Genomic DNA, 19,224 nt, shown 5'->3' on the forward strand with positions numbered 1-19,224 from the left:
CTTAGAAATGAAGCAATAAGACTTCTAACCGCAGGAACTGCGGGGCTAGCCTATTAAGAAAACTGAAGGATACTTTGGTGTTCATAGGAATCCCCTTCTTCAATCAGACCGTAAGGTTTGATAAGGAGGGGTAGTTCAAATTAACGTAAGTAGTTATAAGGAGCGATTATATTGGAAAGAGTTGTTGGAACTGTTGTAAGAGGTCTTCGTTGCCCAATCATAAATCAAGGGGATAAAATAGAAGAGATCGTTGTAGATAGTGTGTTAAAGGCTTCAGAAGTTGAAGGCTTTACTATTAACGATAAAGATATTGTTACGATAACAGAATCAATCGTTGCTCGTGCTCAAGGTAATTATGCGACGATCGATCATATTGCTAAAGATATTCATACAAAATTTGGAGAAGATACGATTGGAGTCATATTCCCTATTTTAAGTCGAAATCGTTTCGCAAACTGTCTCCGTGGTATTGCAAAAGGAGCTAAAAAAATTGTTTTAATGCTTAGCTATCCAGCTGATGAAGTTGGTAATCACTTAGTGGATCTTGACATGCTTGATGAAAAGGGAGTTAATCCTTGGACAGATGTATTAACAGAAACACAATTCCGTGATTATTTTGGATATATTAAGCATACTTTTACTGGTGTTGATTATATTGATTATTATAAATCGTTAGTTGAAGAATACGGTGTTGAATGTGATGTAATCTTCTCAAATAATCCAAAAACCATTTTGGAATACACAAAAAATGTTCTAACCTGCGATATACATACACGATTTAGAACGAAGAGAATATTAAATGCAAATGGTGGAGAAAAGATTTACAGCCTTGATAACATATTATCGGAGTCTGTTGATGGCAGCGGATGTAATGAAGATTTTGGTCTACTAGGATCAAATAAAGCAACAGAGGATAGTGTTAAACTTTTTCCGCGTAATTGCCAACCTATAGTTGATAAAATACAGCATATGCTTAAAGAAAAGACTGGAAAAAATGTTGAAGTGATGATTTACGGAGATGGAGCGTTCAAAGACCCTGTAGGTAAAATATGGGAACTAGCTGATCCAGTTGTTTCACCTGCTTACACTTCAGGTCTTGATGGCACACCCAATGAAGTAAAATTAAAATATCTCGCTGATAATAACTTTGCTCATTTAAAGGGTGAAGAACTTAAACAAGCGATTTCTCAATTTATTAATAATAAAGAATCTGACCTTGTTGGATCAATGGAATCGCAAGGGACTACACCAAGAAAACTTACCGATCTTATCGGTTCTCTATCAGATTTAACTTCAGGAAGCGGAGATAAAGGTACACCTATTATCTATATCCAAGGTTATTTTGATAATTATACAAAATAAAGTATTCAAAAAAACTAGATGCCTCCATATATGGCATCTAGTTTTTTGTGTTACTCTCTTTCATTTCCATACTTCACTTAAACGGTTGCTCTTCTCAATAACAAATACGGAAGGTATATATATAAAAGAGTAGGAAGGATGAGCCAATATGCAATTTCGATAGCAGTATGACTTGCGAACCATTGAAAAATATCCATCCAAGCCCCATAGTAAGTTACAAGCAGTACAATGGCACTTGAGATCAATACTGAGGATATTGATGCAATTAGCATACCTTTACCGCCAAAGCGGCGAGCTAAGCTGGATATCAAGAATCCAAGAAAGAAAAAATTAATAAATAAGATAATATAGATCGTGAACTGTTCCAAAAGTGTTCCGTCATTCAAATAGGGAAAGTGAAAGTAGTGGAACTGGCCTCCCCAACCATTTGTTGCGCTTTCAATGGCTGATAAGATTACCAACATTATTGCGTATAATATATTTGTAGCGACGGCCATAACGACAGTACCAAGAAAATAGTCAGTTCTTCTAATTGACATACCAATTGCATATGGAAAGGTTTGAGTTACGACAATGATCCCCAAAACCAGCATATAAACAATGATATAAGAGACCCCCCCTCCAGAATAAAATTCTTCATCGCCTGGAATAAAAAGGCTGATGATAAAATTCAGAAGAAATACTGAAAAGAGAATAATATTTGGTATTAAAAACCATGCCCATTTATCTCTATAATACATTTTTAACACACTTTGAATATTCATTGGGCAATCGCTCCTTTTTGAGTAGACTTTCCTTTTGTTAAATGTACAACCAATTGCTGTAATGAAACTGGGGAAATTTCAAGTCCACTAGCTGCTGCCAGGTTCCTATCAGAGTTGTTCTTACTTTGAATGACTGTAGCGGAAAGCAATCCCCCAAAAGGCTCACGATGAATAACCTCTTTGCCCCTAAGAAACGCTTCTACTTTTCCAGTTTGGCCTGTTACCGTAAACGCAGTACCGCGTAAATTCTCCGCTTCATCATTAATAATGATTTGACCTTTGTCGACGACTAAAATATGCTCAAGTAAGTTGCTTACCTCATCAATTAAATGGGTGGAAAGGATTACAGTGCGTGGATATTCTGAGTAATCTTCCATCAATCTGTCATAAAATAATCCTCTTGAAACCGCATCAAGTCCTAAATATGGTTCATCAAAAATTGTTAACGGTGCCCTGCTGGCAAGGCCGATGACGATTCCAACTGCAGATTGCATTCCCCTTGACAATTTTTTTGTTTTTTTCTTTAAAGGTAAATTGAAATCTTTTATTAGGGACTGTGCAAACTCCTCATCCCAATTTAAAAATAGTGATTTTGACACTTTTAAAATATCATGAACACTGAAGTTATCTGGATACTTCTGACTTTCTTTGATGAAGCAAATTTTACTTAATACTCTCCTGTTTTCTTCGGGATTCTCACCAAAGACTTTTAATTCCCCATCAGTAGGAAAAACCTGAGCTGTTATTAATTTCATTAACGTTGTTTTACCTGCTCCATTTCTTCCAAGTAAACCGCAAATTTTATTCTCTTCAATCGTAAAACTGATATTATCAATTGCTTTAAACTCACCATATAACTTATCAAGCTGGCTAACCTCGATTACCTTTTTCATACTTTTTCATCCCCTCTCCGAATCATATCTGTCAATTGTTCAACTGTAATCCCTAGTTTCTTTGCCTCATGGATCATCGTGACAATATACTGTTCAAAAAACTGTTCTGTCCGTTTATAAATGACCTTTTCTCGAGCTCCTTCCGCAACAAACATTCCAATCCCCCGCTTTTTATATAAAATTCCCTCATCCACCAATAAATTAATGCCTTTCGCAGCCGTAGCAGGATTAATTTTGTAAAATGCGGCGAATTGATTAGTAGATGGAACCTGTGATTCCTCGGTAATTCTGCCTTCAATAATGTCATCTTCGACGCGTTCGGAAATTTGTATAAAAATTGGCCTGCCATCATCAATTAACTGTTTCATATCCTCACCACCATACTGGTTAGTTACTTATGTAATTAACCATATAACAAAAGAACCATAATGTCAACAAATTACCAAATACTTGCAAGATTTTTTACGAAGAAATTTCTGCATTAAAAAAACCCCTAGTTCCTAGGAGTTTTAACATAATCATTATTAATAAAAGGGAAGGCTAGTTCCCATTACTTTTAATATGAACTATGGAAATCTTTCCTCAATGAACAAGGAATGGCAGACATCAAGATTTTCAATTGAGGGAAAATAATAAAAGGCATTCAGACACGGTAATGGTGGTGAAAAATTAATGAAAAGGTTAGTCATATTATTCCTGGTCTATACTGTAGTTTTTCTGCCGGTTCAACTAGCAAAGGCGGATGTCTCAATAAAATCGGAGGACGTTGCTTCCATTCAAATAAACCGCACTTCTGGAGGTACGCGTACTTTTAATGAAAATGATGGTATTGAAGAGTTCGTCATCAGGAAGGTAGTGGAATGGATTAACACATCAAGTCCTGTAAAAGAAGCAACGGAATTAGATAATACAAAAACTCCGATATCCTTATTAAAAATAAAAATGAAGAACGGTAATGTTGCTACAGTAGTACCTGCTTATGACTGCCATGTTCAAAATCAAACAAAATATTGTTCGCTGGCAGATGGTGATGTCATACTTGACCAAAATAACCAAAAAATTCGGTTGAAATCGGTCCAGCTCTTTGATTGGCTCCTAACAGGGTGGAAACAAGAAAATACAAAGCCTCCCCAAGATACGAAAGAAATGATGGTCCATGATATCCTAATGCTTTTCTTAGGTCCGGAAATAGATAAGGCGGTGAGCAACTATTACTCAGAATATTTAACTTATTCACCATTGGTCTATCCCTACCAAATTGAAATTGTAAATGTAGAAAGAATTGGTGGATTCCGCACCTTTGATTTTTCAATCACATTAGAAATTACCCCTGTAGTGGGACCCCATATTTCTGTAGGGAAAGACAGATTGACTTTTGAAATTGCTCCAACAATAATTCCAGGTCAAATTAAATTAAAGAAATTTGAACATCTTGAAACACATGAACTTCCTCCACACTGGCAACACATCATTAAACATTAAATGAAAAGGAAAAATAAATACGGCGAAGGTTTGATTTCTGTGTTCAAACCATAAAGAAAAGGTGTAATCTTTTCCTATGTGATTTTATAGACTAGGATCGTATTTATTGCTTCTAGGAAGTTTTTCGTTCTTCTTCTTCAAACCAGGCATTTACAACATCCCTATTCGTTTTTTAACGCAATGCCCTTGGTGTATACCTTTATAGCTGCATTAATGAGGATAAAGCGTGCTTCCTATACATGTAATGAGTAAAACTACTTCAGCTGGGTAGTATATGTTTAGGATGGTGTGCGTTCATATTTAACATATTCCCAAATAATGAACGAGGAAGTGAATAGATGAATCACAGTAACGAACGCAATAACTTGGATGAAAATGTGGGGGAAGTTGGAAACAACCAGGCTGAAAGTAATGCTAATCAAGGTACAAGTGACTTTGGTGAAGCAGTTGGAACTTTTACTGATGCCGTTGCGGGTGCTATGATAGGTGCTCCATATGGACTAATTGGTACTGTTATAGGCGGTGTTTCAGGTGGTGTTATTGGTAACCAGATCGTGGAGACGGCTGAAGCAGATAACAATACAGTATCCAATAATCGTGATGTAAATAATAATGATATTAACCCTATAAATAAGTAGCTATTTTTCATAAGGTCTCCAATCAATTTAACATGGAAATGTAATCTCACCGTTAACCTCAGATGTTGAAGAACTGCTGCATGGGTGGCTAACGGGTGAACTGTTTAGAAGAAGAACTCAATAATGGGTTCTTTTTCTTTTGATATTATATGCTCCAAGAACGTTTAACAGAAAAACTCATATTCATCATGTTCTTCGTCTAACCTTCCCAGTTACTTGAAAAAGAAAAAGCAATCCTTCGTAATTGAAGCATCGCATCCGTTACTTGAATAAGAAAAAAGGCTTTCCCCTTATGAAGGATAGTACCTGTTCAGCTTATTAAAAAGGAAACTTCAATTTCCAATTACAATTTCTCCTTCACCTATTGATGCTTCAAAACCAATAAGGTAGTCAGTTACTTGAAGAAGAAAATATTTAAGTTGTTTTCAGCAGCAGTCGGCTCGCTATCTACTGCTTTACTCATATTCCGTAGTTTTGTCCTCATAAAAACTAGTGAAATAGCCCTTCCCACATTAATTACTCAGCATATTTTATAAGGAATAAGTATATAAAGGAGGGCTATCTAATGTTTGGATATGGTGGATATGGCGGATTTGGTGGTTGTGGTGGCTACGGCTACGGCGGCGTTGGTTTCCGCGGCGGTTTTGCATTAATCGTTGTATTGTTTATCCTGTTAATCATCGTTGGAACAGTGATCTGTTTCTAAGTAATAGCCAATTACACTTTTCATAAAAATACAAAAAAGCCCTTGTAGGGCTTTTTTGTATTTGAGAATTCCTGGTAAGGCGTATATGCAATTTAGGTTATGGGGCTATGTTGCTTCGGCTACACTATCTTATGCATCCATTCATGTGAATTCCCAATAGGTTAAGCCTTAATTTCGGAAATAATTTTCCTTTGGCTGTGTTAAAGGAAAATGTTGAGTTCACTCAATTTGAAAAATAGGCGGAGAAATTCCGTTTATTTCGGGAAATTCCCATATTTCCCTTAAAATAAGCGGAGTTTTTCCGGTTATACGTTCCAAAACGATGGCTTTTGTCTTATTGTGAACAGTTAGTCGGAATATCTCCGCTTATATCTGCTCCCTAAGCCTCCACTATCGACATTAGCCGGAAATTCTCCGCTTAAAAATTTTTCTACACGAAAATCAACAATGAATAATAACAGAGCCTTTACTTTAAATCATCACTTGTTCACTCTGCCTTTTACCTTGTACATATGGCCAGCACCTGTTAAAGTAAAGCACCATATAGTTTAGGTGCATTTTTTCCCAATTTTCCCGGTTATCGAACAATGGACAGGCGATGATTTATTAAAACATCGCCTCATTTAACTATCCATTAGGAATAAGATATTTTTCTTTGAAGATTGGACTAAGTTCACTCCACACATCAAATTTATTACCATCTAAATCATAAAAAACAAAATTTCTTCCAGAGTGTCCTCTGTCTTCAATCTCTCCAACTCTAATTTCACTTTGCTTAAAGTCTTTATGTATTGCTTCTAAGGCATTTAATCCATTAACTTCGAATGTTAACGAAAAACGCTCATTACCGTAAATATCAAAGAAATTGGAGCTTTGATTTTCATTAGACTTCACAAGAAAAATGCTTTGATTGGCAAAGTTTAAAATAGCTTTGTCTTGATCTTTGTAGCTTAACTCTGCTCCTAATTTATTTACATACCAATCAGAAGAAAGGTCTACATTCGTTACTGGTATATATGTTGTTCCTATCCTTAATAATTTCTCGCCCATTTTTTGTCTCCTTTGAGATTCCATTATTTTAATATCTTGAAACTAAAGGTTTTTGATTTGTACTACAAATTGGACAAAATCTATCCTCGCCAATAAATCCTTCTATTTCAATTCCTCTATAATTACAGTTGTATCTATTTCTTTAATATTCATAGAAGCACAACCACCTTTTTTCCCGATAAAACCATGTATAAACACACCCGTTAGTGAAGTAGTATCGGCTTTAATATTTTATTGTAATAGCCAATGTTCCCCATTCCTTTTCTTGTTCGGGAGTATAAATTTCGTATGTTCCCTCTATCATTTCTTTCATTGACCAATCTGCACAATCAAAGTCTTTAAAAGGAATGTCTTTATACATAGCTTGAAATGTATCATACGTTCTAAGCCCTGTTACTTTTACTTGTAATGTATCATTTTGTTCAGGAACTTTAATAAATTCAATGGCATCACCAATTTTTATTTTCCTTCTTTTTTCATCGTTAAGTCGAATCTCAACTGTCTTTTTACCATCTTTAATAGCTTTAAAATATTCACCGTATAAACCCATTTGATGCACCACTTAGATTCACCTCTTTACCTGATTGTAGCTTAAATTATATCAACTGCTTATTGTGCTAACTCTGCACCACCGCAAGTGGGACATCAGCGAACTTCTTTTTTTGGTATGTATTTATTATAAATTACTCCATTATTTGACTCTTCACTGCTGACCCGGTTCCCCATCTCATTTCGTCCGTATCTTGAATTTCTCTTGTAAGATTACTGATATTATTGTTTCGATTACTCATTCAACTTCATCACCTTTTTTAATTTTAGTTTATTATTCGTGATAGAAAATGATTTCTCCTTCTTGGTTGCGAACAGTGCCTGGCACTGTTCGCATGGGAAGAAATAAAAAATCCTCTATTCATGATGAATAAAGGATTTTGTCAATAAAACTAGTTTTTTCACAGTTAAGTGTATTTGATAATAAACGAATTTCACCTTTATCTATGTTAGTGAAATGTTAAACTCTTCGATTAAATCTTTAAATGCCGGCCTTTTATTTCCATCTCGACCAACTACTGCCTCGGCGGTAACTAAAGAATTTAACACTGCTTCTTCCGTTGCTTCTCCTACCGCTCTAAATGCCAAATCCATATCTTCTTCATGAATCTGATGCATTACTAGACAGTGTTCCGGTTTTTCATGTGGAATTTTGGTTGCTGTTGAAAAACCAATAATGACCTCGCCACTTCCATTTGTAATGATAGAGCCCGTTCTAGATAATCCTGTTACTGACCGTTTTATTATTCTGTTCAGTTGCCTTTCTGATACAGGTAGATCGGTGGCAACGATAACCATGATGGACCCTTTATCCTCTTCTTTATAAGACTGGATAATTGCTTCCTTCAATTCTTGACCGACGGCCTTACCGTTTATCCTAAGATCACTTAAAATCCCAAAATTGGATAATACCAAAACACCCATTGTGTACTTCCCATGATCCATTTCCATGATTCGAGAAGCAGTGCCAATACCCCCTTTCAGGGAGTAGCAGAGCATTCCTGTACCAGCACCAACAGTTCCTTCTTTACATTCAGATGATGTATTTTCCAATGCTTGAAGAATATGCTCATCTTTCACGAACTTTTCTCTTATATCATTCAAAAACATATCATTGCATTCACCAACGATGGGATTAACGGTTCCAGTAGTTCGGCCGATTTCAAGGTTTCGAGCTAACATGTAGTCAATTAACGCATCTGCAGCTGTACCAACATTTAATGTATTGGTTAGGAGTATCGGTGTTTCCAAAGTGCCTAACTCTGCCATTTGAATCGTTCCCATCGTTTTTCCGAATCCGTTAATAACATGGCTTGAGGCAATCAGCTTCTCCTTAAATATATTCCCTTGGTGTGGCAAAATTGCTGTGACTCCTGTTTGCATATTTTTATTGCTAAGTGTCACATGTCCGACGGTCACTCCTTTTACATCTGTAATCGCATTAATACGCCCTGGTTCCAGACGCCCTATTTTGACTCCGTAATCTCGTATTCTTTTTTGACCAATCATTGTATATCTCCTTTTTAGTGCTAATTTTCTATATATCCGATTAGTTTGAATCTCAACCAAAAAAAATATGAAAAAACTTCACAAACCTTATTTAGATTCACCATGGTGAATCTAAATAAGGTTTGTGAACATGGAAGTAACTTTTTTCTTTTGTTCTTGTTCTTTTAAATTCATACGTCTATATAAATATCTTAGCATAGTACTTTGCATTACTAGTTTTCTATTAGAAGAGTCCCTAATGTTACAGAATTTCTCATTAAAAAACAAAGTAAAAATATGCGAGATACAATGTCGCATAAAAATCCTACACCATGGAAAAATGAAAGAAAAAACCGCACCTATTATGGTACGGTTTACTGAAAGCACATATATATCCTGCTACATCACTTGCTGATACTTAAATTTGTGTTCGTTCACTTAGGTTTTTACCTAAACTTATTTTCCCTTTTTATCTATTTCCAAGTCTTTTTGATATTTACCATTATTATATTTTGTTAAAGAAGGTATACCAGAGATATAACCAATACCACCTGTTTTATTAATACCAATTTGTTCGTCAATAGCTTTAACTAAGTCATCTTTGTTAACAGCTGTAATTGACTTACTCTCTACTTCATCACCAGGATGTTGGAAATTACTGAAAATGTATGAGAATCCATTGCGGTCATCTGCCGCAAATAATCCTGTTGCTTCCGCTCCTGCTGGAACAGATAAAATACGTTCTAATTCTTTTGTATCAACGTTATATGCCCAAACAAAGTTATTTGTGTGAGCGCCGCTATCTTCACCAATAAAGAGGGTTCTCATTGCTTCAGAATAGCTTAAGTTATCTGGATTCGCTACTTTGTCTACATTTGCAGTGTTTCCATATGCATCAGCTTTAGGAAGGTCTTCCCCTACTACCAATCCATGCATGGATGGTGCTACATAAGAGCTATTAATAACTTTTCCTTTGCTATCCTTTTGACCACCTTGCAAATCTAATTGATAGGTAACACCAGCTTTAATTTTTGGTAATTGAATATGGTCTGCTGGATCTGTTCCTGTTGAATCTTTTTCCATGCTCTTACTTTGATCGGAAATAGCAATATATACTTTTTTATCCTTTTCGTTTAGCGCTACACCTTCCATTTTGTTAAATTCAGTAGTCGCACCAAGCAATGCTGCATATCGGCGTGTTTCAAGGGAGGCCGCTGCTTTTTCTTTACCAGGTTTAAGTTTTAGATATTCTGTTTTACCATATGAATATTGCTTAATCGCTGAAAAACCTTCCTTAGGTACATCAGAAGTTTCAAAAATATCATTGAATGTAATGCCGCTGTCAATAATTTTTTTCACTTCTTTATTCGTTGCATGTCCTAAATTAATCCATTCTAAGTCTCCTGAACCACCATTCTCAGTACCTGTTTGTTTAAATTTCGCTGCATATAGTGTACCCGCTGATAAATTTTTTGCTTTATCGGCTACATACATAAACATTCCTGTATTACCGCCATCATCGCCGTAAAATACAGTTTTGTTATCAGGCATTACTTTAGCTAACTCATGGGAGAAACGTCCTGTGCTGTAATGTTTTACAACGGATGCTTTACCCTTTTTATCTACTGTAATTTCAGGAGTGTAGCCATACAAATAAGGATTAGCCTTTGCTTTATCTCCAAAATAGAAGTGAGCAAATGTTTCAACTTGACTTCTTGTTTTTGATGTAGGATCCGCAAATTGTCGAGCATCTGGCTCATACTCTTCTGAACCTAAGTGGGTATTCCAAGGTGATAAAGATCCATTACATGGAATCCAAAGTCCATCTACTGCTGAAAAATCAATTTTTTCAACATTGACAGGTTTAAGTTCACCTGTTTTTTTGTCCTGTTTCATCTCAGTTAAAGACATAGATGCTGGAACTAAACCGTATGCTGATTGGCCAGCAGCATCAATGGTTTGATATTCATAATGTGTAACCATATAAAGTTTGCCGTCAATTGGCATTAATAAACTATTTGAATCCGGAGCATCCGAAACAAAGTATTTTCCATCTGTACTACTTGGATCAACGATTGGATTTCCGTTCACATCAATCGGTGTACCTGCAGGGATTTTTTTCCCTTTAGCTGTTGCTACCTTATCTTCCGATTTAAAAAGGTAGTTATAAGACAAAGGAAATGTTTTTATTTTTCCATTGCTATATTTCACATCAACGGTTGCGTTTGTATATGTTTTCACCATGTCATCAATTGTAGATGGTGCTTTCATTCCATTAAATTTAACAAATTCTATTTTACTATTATCCTTAGCGGCCGCTGCTGTCGGTGATAATGCTGGAACTGTAATAGCTAAAGCAAGTGCTAAAGTAGCTCCTGTTTTCACAAGTTTCTTATTAATCATCTAAACATTCCTCCTTAGTGATTGATACAACCCAATTAAACCATCTCAATGTTAATTTTCTATTAATGTATTATTAATTTCTTGTAGAGTTTAACTTTGGCGGTGGTCATCAGGAGGAGATAAAATTTATAATGTTATAATAGACTAGGGTTTAATAATTAATAGGTGATAAGAGGTGATAAAAATGCTGTTTCTGACCCTATTTTTACTAATAATCATTGTAGGTTATCCAATATGGGACTATTTTTATTTAAAAAAGATAAAAAGTACCCATATAAATAAGTGGAGAATGTACGGACAAATTATGATTACCCAATGGGTAATGGTGATCATATTTTTAGCCTATTGGTTCTTGACTAAACATACTTTTAACGACTTATTTTCTATTGAAAATCCTTTATTTTCTTTCCAAACTGAATCTTTACTGGCACTTGTGTTTGGAGCAGGTATTAGTATTGTAATGTTTGCTTTGATTATTCGCTTCTCAAAAACAATAAGAAAGAAAATTTCCGAAGCATTAACTGATGAGAGTATTCAATTTTTATTACCATCAACCTTTGGAGAACGTTTGTTTTTTCTTTTGATAGCAATTACGGCAGGAGTTTGTGAGGAAATCATTTTTCGTGGTGTGATGCTGTATTATTTAAGCCATCTTCCATTTGAATTACCAATCATGGCAATTGGTATTATTTCAAGTCTGTTTTTTGGAATTGTTCATCTATATCAAGGGTGGAAAGGTGTGCTGCTAACTACCTATCTAGGTGCCATATTGTTTCTTCTTTTCGTGGGAACAGGTTCTTTATGGGTTCCTATCTTGCTACACTTCATTATTGATGCGAAGTTTGTATTTTTGCCTAATAAAAAAGGTCTAAAAAAGAGCAAATAAACTTCTTGAAGGTGGTTTAATGAAAAAATCTTTGTTCCTAATCTTGTTGTTAAGTCTATTTTTTGTTTCTGCTTGTACTAATGGAAAAACGCAATCATTAGAGGAATTTTATAAGGATGCAAAAATTGAAAATGTAGATAAAATCATCATTCAAGATGGTTCGACTGGTGCTTCAAAAGAGATTACTGCGCAAGAGCAAATCGAGGAATTTCTAACTTTGATTAAAGATATAGAGTTTACTCCGCAAGATAATCAAGAAAAACGTGATGGGTGGCGATATGGTATTACTCTTTTTGATGGTGAAAGAGAATTTAAATTCACACTAAGTAAAATTGGTGAAACCTATTATGATTCAAACCCAGATATTCATCCAATCGTAGAGAACTATTACAAACAGTTGAAAATTGAAAAAAAGTAGAAATTTTTCAATTAAAAAAGGCTCTTTTCTAAAAGTTTGTTGCTTTTAATAAATGTCCGAAATTTAATGGAATGAACAAGCCATCTGATTACCGCAAATCCTGAAAAATCATGCTAGAGGGAATCAGATGGACCTTCTGATTACCGTTGAACCGGAAAAATCATGCTAGAGGGAATCAGATGGACCTTCTGGTTACCGTTGAACACGAAAAAACATGGGAATGGGAATCAGACTAGTACCTAATCTGATTAAACCCATATTCCAAAACAACAAAGTTTGCGAAAATAGCCTTAAAAAAAATGGCTCTGTTCACTATACCGAGCCATTTTTGTAACTTATTGAACTAACGCCCGTTAATTGAACACGGAATTATTTTATCAATCAACCAATTCAACAGAAAGAGTATTAATTTTAGCTGGATTCGATTCTTTAATGGTGCCATCAAATCCTACTTTTACCTTGTCTCCAACTCGGAATGTTTCATCACTATTCACGGAAAGGTCAACAAACACATCACCTTCGGGATTACCCTCAAATACTTTAGCAGAAACAAGTGCACGGTTACCGTTAATTTCCTTGATTTTTCCTATAAAACTGGAACTTTCCGTTTTGATTTCATTGTTTTTTTCTTCACTTCTGTCTGTTGAATTAGAGCACCCAATAATGGTTAATAAAGCCATGACTACTAATGCTTTAAATATCCTTGTCATCTCACATTATTCCTCCATTCATATGTTCACAATCACATATTAACATAATATTGAAAAAATAATTAATAAAATAAAAAGACGATCGTATTGATCGCCTTGTTTAACTCTTGCACTCTATTGTTGAATCATTTAAAAGCCCTTCGCTCTTGATCTAAAAACTATATGTATTAAAAATTTCAGGAAACGAAAGGATTAGCACTAATTCTAGAATTACAGTTGCAAAAAAACAAATCCAGCCAATTATTTTTACTACTTTATCAATTTCATCTTTTTTCTCTAATTTACTAATGTAATTAATCTAAATACTAACATCCCGTTTTTGGAAGATTGTAAACGTTAGGGCAATGAAAATGATATAGTACACGCCCAAGGTTAGTAAGGAGATTGGCAGGGTTACATCCCCAAGTATGTTGTCCTGTAGTGCATACACGGTAAGATCCAAATGGGGGAAAATTAAAAATTTGGCCCATGTATACTTTTCGGCGAGAACCACTATCAGTCCGCCCAATGTTGAAGATAAAAATAAAACAAAAATTCCGATTCCCACTGCCAGAGCCTGACTCTTAAACAAAGTAGATAACATAAAGGAAATCGTGATGAGAATCAAAAGACTTGGCAAGTAATACACGTTCTTCAAGAAAAATTGTGGTCCCAACTCTGCTACTCTCTGTCCTTCAAGTGTGTATTCAAAGAATTTAGTATTAAAATCCACGCTGTCGAAAAGAATCGAGCCTGTAACGAAACCTGCAAAAATGAGCACAATCAGCAACAGCAAGGAGTAGATGATCACCGATAAATATTTTGACAAAAGAATGAACCATCTTTCATGCGGCCTGATTAGTAGTTGTTTTATCGTCCCATCGGAAAATTCCGAGGATACACTGGCACTGCTTACGATAACAGCAAAAAGCGTGACCAGCATCGTGACACCAGACACAGTCATATTCATAAAATGCCAATTACTCTTTGCATTTGGATTAATATTCTCATCGAGATATCCCTGCTGCCGTTTAAGTTCGGCAGCCATCCACTCTTTTTCTTCTTCTGGAGCCGCTTCTAAATCCTGCTGCAGTTTGTTCACACTGGCCTGGGTTTCCTCGCGCCAGTTTTTGTTAGGTTCCCCACCGATTCTATCCTCAAGAATCCCTCCAAGAACCACCGCGATTACGATGATTAGCATATAAATCCAGCTAGCTTTCTTTCCAAAAATCTTTCCTAATTCATTTTTAATTAACATGAACACTCGTTTTTACCTCCTGACTCCCTTTGCCGGTTAATTCCAGGAACCGGTCCTCAAGCGTGGTTGTTACTGTATGAATAGCATATACATCGACATTGTTCTTAACCAACAACCGATTGGCAGCAGCAATCGAGTCCTTATCTAGGATTACCGAAAACTGATTCTGGTCCACCTTCTTGAAATCAACTCCTAGATTGTTTTCATTGAGTAACTGGAGAGCCATTTCCAAATTACTTACTTCAAACATGACCGTATGTACTTCCTGATTTTGATCGTTTAACAGATTAATCGAAGAAATATGAATAAGCTTCCCCTTTTCAATAATCGCATACCGATCACACATTAGCTGCATTTCAGACAATAAATGGGAGGATACGAGGACAGAAATTCCCTCTTTTGTAATTGAACGCAAGTATTCCCTAAATTCTCTTATCCCTTGAGGATCTAGCCCATTTGTCGGCTCATCCAAGATCAGAAGTGATGGGCTATGCAGCAGCGCTTGCGCAACGCCAAGCCTTTGCCGCATCCCAAGTGAATAGGTTTTCACTTTTTGATGAATCGCTTCTTCAAGGTCTGCAACCTTAATTACTTCCTGGATTCGTTCCTCTGATATTTTGTTTTTTGCCATATTGGCGTAGTGCCTTAAATTTTTATAACCGCTCATATACTTATAGAATTCTGGATTCTCAACAATCGCACCAATTTCACTCATTGATTCTTTAAATTGAGTATCCAAATTATAGCCATTCACGAATACGTTGCCTTGTGTACGGCCTATCAAGCTTACAATCATCCGGATAATGGTCGTTTTTCCTGCACCATTAGGGCCGAGCAGTCCAAAGATTTCTCCCTTTTCAACGGAGAGGCTAACATTATCAACAATTACTTTATCCTTAATTTTTTTCGTTAAAGATTGTATTTCAAGTGCTTTTCCTGTCATTTATTCTCCCTCTTTTCAATCTTTTAAACATATATTCTATATTAATCCAATTTCAGTAACAAAGAAGTAAAGATATTGTAAATTCAAACATTCGTTATAACGATATATTAAAAACCTTGCGTTTGGATAAGATTTGATTACGGCTAGAAGCATATTCCACTACTGTCCTGTTTATAGCGAACAGTGCCAAGCACTGTTCGCTATAAAATCATTTCATATAATTTGCGACTAACACATAGCATCTTTCTTCTGTTAGATTTGCTAGTACAGCCACATATTCTAAATGTTCCTCCGTACCGCCTTTATATTTTAGCGATGCCTCTAGTGCAGTATCATCTCTTTGTTTTAACCAATTCCGTTGTTCTGTTCTCAATTGGTCCATCTCTTCTGTAGTAAGTTGCTCCTTTAGGACTCCGTAAACTTCATTCAACAATGCATCCCACATTTCCCATCTATCGTTTTCCACTTTTTTTAATGCGAATGTTGATGAATCTGTTGCTTTCAATTCTTCCGTTGCTTGTTTAGTAGTATTTAATTTTTGGAGATACTCTTCCTTTTTACTTTCCGTTACTTCCTTGTCACTATTATTGAAATTTGATGACTCTTTATCATCTGAATTTGTGGAAGTATTAGTAGAAGTATCTTCTTGGACATTTACCGGACTGTTGTCACCACTGTCTGGAGCATTGTTTTCTACTGAATCTTTATTTGTTGTACTAGCTGCTATGTCTTTATTCGTTGGGTTTCCACAAGCAGCCAATAAAACAAATGCAATGGTGAACAACACCATTAAAAATATTTGTTTATTTTTCATTGTAATCCCCACCTTTAATACTACTTTAACATAAATTTTCCAGTTACCTGCAAAAAAGATAGTTCGCTTAAACATTAAGCGAACTATCTTTTCAAGTACTAGATTTATTAATTTCGTCAACAAGTGTTTGTAATGCGTTCCCCTTATGTGATTCTTTCATATTTTTTTTGAATTCATATCTGTTTTTATAAACGGTATTTACTTTTTCGATTAGCGTTTCACTAGTAAGTTTTTCTTCCTCCAATGTAAGGGAATACCCTTTATCTTGAAAAGCCTCTGCATTTAAAATTTGGTCGCCTCGACTTTGATTTAATCCTAATGGAATAATAAGCATTGGAATATTTAAAGTTAGAAATTCAAATATGGCATTTGAGCCGCCTCTAGTAATCACGATATCCGTTGCAGCTAATATATCAGGTAGTTCATCATGAACATATTCAAATTGTTTATACCTTGGATGGGAGGCTAAATTGCCATCTAAGTTATTTTTTCCACACAAATGAACAACCTGGTAAGTAGCCGTTAGTTGATCTAAAGATTGCCGAACTACTTCATTTATTTTTTTTGCTCCTAAACTTCCTCCCATCATGGTTAAAATGGGACTTTGATGATCAAATCCTAGAAAATCTCTTCCTTTTATTGCTGAACCATTTACTATTTCTTTTCTAATAGGCGAACCAATATCAACCGTTTTATTTTTAGGAAAAAATTTTTTTGTCTCTTCAAAGGAAGTAAATATCCTTGTTGAAAATCTTTGCGAAATTTTATTTGCTAGTCCTGGCGTCATATCACTTTCATGAATATAAATCGGTATTCCTAATGTTTTAGCCGCTATGATGACAGGAACCGAAACAAATCCACCTTTAGAGAATACTAAATCAGGCATGATCTTTTTTAGAACACTTCTAGCTTCAAAACATCCTTTTATTACACGAAAGATATCCACGAAATTTTCAAAGTCTATATATCTTCTAAGTTTCCCACTATTTATTCCGAAGTAAGGAATGCCTGTTTTTTCTATTAATTCCTTTTCAATTCCTTTTTTCGAACCAATATAATATTTGTCCCAATTGTCGAGTTCATTAATTAATGCAATATTTGGTGTTACATGCCCAGCAGAACCTCCACCAGTGAATACAATTTTCTTCTTTGGCATATTCCCTCCTGATTAATCATTGTTCTACTATTCATTATACGTAATTACAATCTGCAAATTCTTCATTCTTACTAAACTCTGCAAACGAAAGTTTAGGGAACAGTGCCAGGCACTGTTCCCTATCTATTTTCCAAACCTTTTGCGATATCCGCATTTTCTACATAGTTCCTCCACTGCCACTCTTCGTGAAAAACCATCTACAAGGTTTTTTGCTCTATCCATCTCGATAATATCAGAAAATGAATGATCATTAATATTTCCTAGATTGATAACTCCCTCACCATCTAGACAACAAGGAATAACCGTTCCGTTTGCTAAAATACCTGCTTGATTGCGCATGCCATAGCAGAAGCCCTTCCCATCATCTTCTTCTTCATGTAACGCAGGCCACTGAAACTCGTAATCTTGATTGATGAAGATGCGTTCTGCAATTTTCACGCCGCTTCCTGGTTCTACCTTCTCTTCAATTTTGTAGTCTAAATCAAACTCTTTCTCAATTATTTCTAGTAATTCTCTGTTTCGCTGTCTTTCCATATTCGTCATATTGTCTTGTGTAAGGTTCCATAATCTCAAGGAAACAATCAATTCTGATTGGCTCGTTGCTTCTTTAATAAAAGAAAGGATACTTTTCACATACCCTTCCTTATCTTTAGAACCAATATGGCCATCAAAGCTATGGAGTGAGAAATTCATTTGTCTGAGCGCAGGCTTATTTAATAATTTCTCCCTCTTTTTATTAATTAATGTTCCATTGGTTGTGATATTAACTTTAAACCCTTTTTCATGACTTACGTCTAACAATTGATCTATTTTAGGATGGAGCAGCGGCTCACCTTTTACATGTAAATAAATGTAGTCTGTGTGCGGTTTAATTTGGTCTAATCTCTTAGAAAAATCCTCCACAGAAATGAATTGCTTCTGTCGTTCTGTTGGCGGACAAAAGCTGCATGCAAGATTACATACACTTGTAATCTCTAAGTAAAACTTCTTAAATTTTTTCACTATCAATTCCTCACTTCTTTGACTGCTTAGAACAAGATGAACTATTATTCTATCACTATTACAGCATTTTTGGCATACAATAGAACATGCTTATTTAAGGAAACTACTGGTACCATTTCTCTGTTTAATAGAATGCACTTGTATTTTCCTTATTATATATCCTACTACTATCTACACAGGAATTTCTTCACTTGTACTGCTTACTTATATAATAGTAGAAAACCATCAGAGAATTTTCTCCAATGGTCTTCACATGTTAACGAACGATTAGGTAACTAACATATTGTTGAAATTTTAACCAAAAACGTTCCACCATATAGTGTATTCCATTTTATGTAGTCTTAGGAGACATCCTTACCTTACCTTACTTAGATACGGTTCCCCGTGGCGCACCAAAATGAGGTTCTCTTGGATTCTTTTGAAATAATAAAAAGATTGCTAAATTAAATCACTTTCTTTTAAATAAGAAGTCCTGTCCTCAATTGAGTAACCAACGAAAGGAAAATAAGCGGAGATTTTTCCTTTATATGCAAAATGGAGCTCGTTTCGGGATAAATAATCGGAGGTTTTCCGATTATGCAAAGCAAAATCGCCCTTTTTCACGTTTTTCGAGCCAATAGGCGGAATCTCTCCGTCTATTTGGAATATTTTTAATGTCAATTACTAATTAAGCGGAATTGTTCCGGCTATTTATCAGATCGGGTGTTTAACCTGATCCCCAAC

19 protein-coding genes are annotated in these 19,224 nt (G+C 35.4%); 6 read left to right on the plus strand and 13 right to left on the minus strand.

The window, feature by feature from the left end; genetic code table 11:
- Positions 1-171: 171 nt before the first annotated feature.
- Positions 172-1,362 (plus strand): coenzyme F420-0:L-glutamate ligase, encoded by a 1,191-nt coding sequence (locus tag BLR86_RS22540; RefSeq protein ID WP_090767116.1) that lies wholly within the window; start codon positions 172-174, stop codon positions 1,360-1,362.
- A gap of 77 nt (positions 1,363-1,439) precedes the next feature.
- Here the strand turns inward: BLR86_RS22540 and BLR86_RS22545 are convergent, their stop codons facing one another.
- The 3 genes from BLR86_RS22545 to BLR86_RS22555 are packed head-to-tail and all read right to left on the minus strand — an operon-like array spanning position 1,440 to position 3,387.
- Positions 1,440-2,126, minus strand: a complete 687-nt coding sequence (locus BLR86_RS22545) for a hypothetical protein (protein ID WP_090767119.1) — start codon at positions 2,124-2,126, stop codon at positions 1,440-1,442.
- Positions 2,123-3,019 carry an ABC transporter ATP-binding protein gene (locus BLR86_RS22550; protein ID WP_090767121.1) on the minus strand — a complete coding sequence of 299 codons (897 nt, stop codon included), beginning with the start codon at positions 3,017-3,019 and terminating at the stop codon, positions 2,123-2,125. The genes BLR86_RS22545 and BLR86_RS22550 overlap by 4 nt, the downstream gene beginning before the upstream one ends.
- Positions 3,016-3,387, minus strand: a complete 372-nt coding sequence (locus BLR86_RS22555) for a GntR family transcriptional regulator (protein ID WP_090767124.1) — start codon at positions 3,385-3,387, stop codon at positions 3,016-3,018. The genes BLR86_RS22550 and BLR86_RS22555 overlap by 4 nt, the downstream gene beginning before the upstream one ends.
- Before the next feature lie 304 nt (positions 3,388-3,691).
- On the opposite strand from BLR86_RS22555, the gene BLR86_RS22560 reads away from it, so the two are divergent.
- The 3 genes from BLR86_RS22560 (at position 3,692) to BLR86_RS22570 (ending at position 5,845) form a co-directional block, all read left to right on the plus strand.
- Entirely contained in the window at positions 3,692-4,501 is an 810-nt protein-coding gene (locus BLR86_RS22560) for a DUF3888 domain-containing protein (protein WP_254782431.1), read from the plus strand.
- Positions 4,502-4,839: 338 nt separating this feature from the next.
- Positions 4,840-5,139, plus strand: coding sequence for a hypothetical protein (locus BLR86_RS22565; RefSeq protein ID WP_090767127.1), 300 nt, complete (start codon positions 4,840-4,842; stop codon positions 5,137-5,139).
- A gap of 565 nt (positions 5,140-5,704) precedes the next feature.
- On the plus strand, positions 5,705-5,845 hold the full coding sequence (locus BLR86_RS22570) for a YjcZ family sporulation protein (protein ID WP_090767130.1): 141 nt from the start codon (positions 5,705-5,707) through the stop codon (positions 5,843-5,845).
- Between the two features lie 627 nt (positions 5,846-6,472).
- Here BLR86_RS22570 and BLR86_RS22575 read toward each other — a convergent pair.
- The 4 genes from BLR86_RS22575 to BLR86_RS22590 form a co-directional block, all read right to left on the minus strand.
- The gene (locus BLR86_RS22575) at positions 6,473-6,895 is read right to left on the minus strand and encodes a VOC family protein (protein WP_090767133.1); all 423 of its coding nucleotides are present in this window, start codon (positions 6,893-6,895) and stop codon (positions 6,473-6,475) included.
- 223 nt (positions 6,896-7,118) lie between these two features.
- Entirely contained in the window at positions 7,119-7,457 is a 339-nt protein-coding gene (locus BLR86_RS22580) for an ASCH domain-containing protein (RefSeq protein ID WP_090767136.1), read from the minus strand.
- 431 nt (positions 7,458-7,888) lie between these two features.
- Positions 7,889-8,953, minus strand: coding sequence for a DmpA family aminopeptidase (locus tag BLR86_RS22585; protein WP_090767139.1), 1,065 nt, complete (start codon positions 8,951-8,953; stop codon positions 7,889-7,891).
- Between the two features lie 435 nt (positions 8,954-9,388).
- Positions 9,389-11,335, minus strand: a complete 1,947-nt coding sequence (locus BLR86_RS22590) for a PhoX family protein (RefSeq protein ID WP_090767142.1) — start codon at positions 11,333-11,335, stop codon at positions 9,389-9,391.
- Between the two features lie 289 nt (positions 11,336-11,624).
- Here BLR86_RS22590 and BLR86_RS22595 point away from each other — a divergent pair, with 289 nt between their 5' ends.
- Together BLR86_RS22595 and BLR86_RS22600 are read left to right on the plus strand one after the other, a co-directional pair.
- A complete protein-coding gene (locus BLR86_RS22595; protein ID WP_217642426.1) occupies positions 11,625-12,221 on the plus strand; it encodes a type II CAAX endopeptidase family protein in 597 nt (198 codons plus the stop codon).
- A gap of 19 nt (positions 12,222-12,240) precedes the next feature.
- Positions 12,241-12,639, plus strand: coding sequence for a hypothetical protein (locus tag BLR86_RS22600; protein WP_090767148.1), 399 nt, complete (start codon positions 12,241-12,243; stop codon positions 12,637-12,639).
- Positions 12,640-13,016: 377 nt separating this feature from the next.
- On the opposite strand, the gene BLR86_RS22605 is transcribed toward BLR86_RS22600, so the two are convergent.
- The 6 genes from BLR86_RS22605 to BLR86_RS22630 all read right to left on the minus strand — a co-directional run bounded on the left by BLR86_RS22605 (position 13,017) and on the right by BLR86_RS22630 (position 18,501).
- Complete coding sequence (locus BLR86_RS22605; protein ID WP_090767151.1) at positions 13,017-13,349, minus strand: DUF3221 domain-containing protein; 333 nt, start codon at positions 13,347-13,349, stop codon at positions 13,017-13,019.
- A gap of 298 nt (positions 13,350-13,647) precedes the next feature.
- Positions 13,648-14,586, minus strand: a complete 939-nt coding sequence (locus BLR86_RS22610) for an ABC transporter permease subunit (protein WP_368086820.1) — start codon at positions 14,584-14,586, stop codon at positions 13,648-13,650.
- Positions 14,576-15,529: an ABC transporter ATP-binding protein gene (locus BLR86_RS22615; RefSeq protein WP_090767158.1), complete on the minus strand. Its 954-nt coding sequence runs from the start codon at positions 15,527-15,529 to the stop codon at positions 14,576-14,578. The genes BLR86_RS22610 and BLR86_RS22615 overlap by 11 nt, the downstream gene beginning before the upstream one ends.
- A gap of 208 nt (positions 15,530-15,737) precedes the next feature.
- Positions 15,738-16,343: a lysozyme inhibitor LprI family protein gene (locus tag BLR86_RS22620; protein WP_090767311.1), complete on the minus strand. Its 606-nt coding sequence runs from the start codon at positions 16,341-16,343 to the stop codon at positions 15,738-15,740.
- A 91-nt stretch (positions 16,344-16,434) separates the two neighbouring features.
- A complete protein-coding gene (locus BLR86_RS22625; protein ID WP_090767161.1) occupies positions 16,435-17,499 on the minus strand; it encodes an undecaprenyldiphospho-muramoylpentapeptide beta-N-acetylglucosaminyltransferase in 1,065 nt (354 codons plus the stop codon).
- Between the two features lie 123 nt (positions 17,500-17,622).
- Positions 17,623-18,501, minus strand: coding sequence for a radical SAM/SPASM domain-containing protein (locus tag BLR86_RS22630; protein ID WP_090767164.1), 879 nt, complete (start codon positions 18,499-18,501; stop codon positions 17,623-17,625).
- Between the last annotated feature and the right edge of the window lie 723 nt (positions 18,502-19,224).

It is taken from the genome of Bacillus sp. OK048 (assembly GCF_900103525.1).
Lineage (GTDB): Bacteria > Bacillota > Bacilli > Bacillales > Cytobacillaceae > Neobacillus.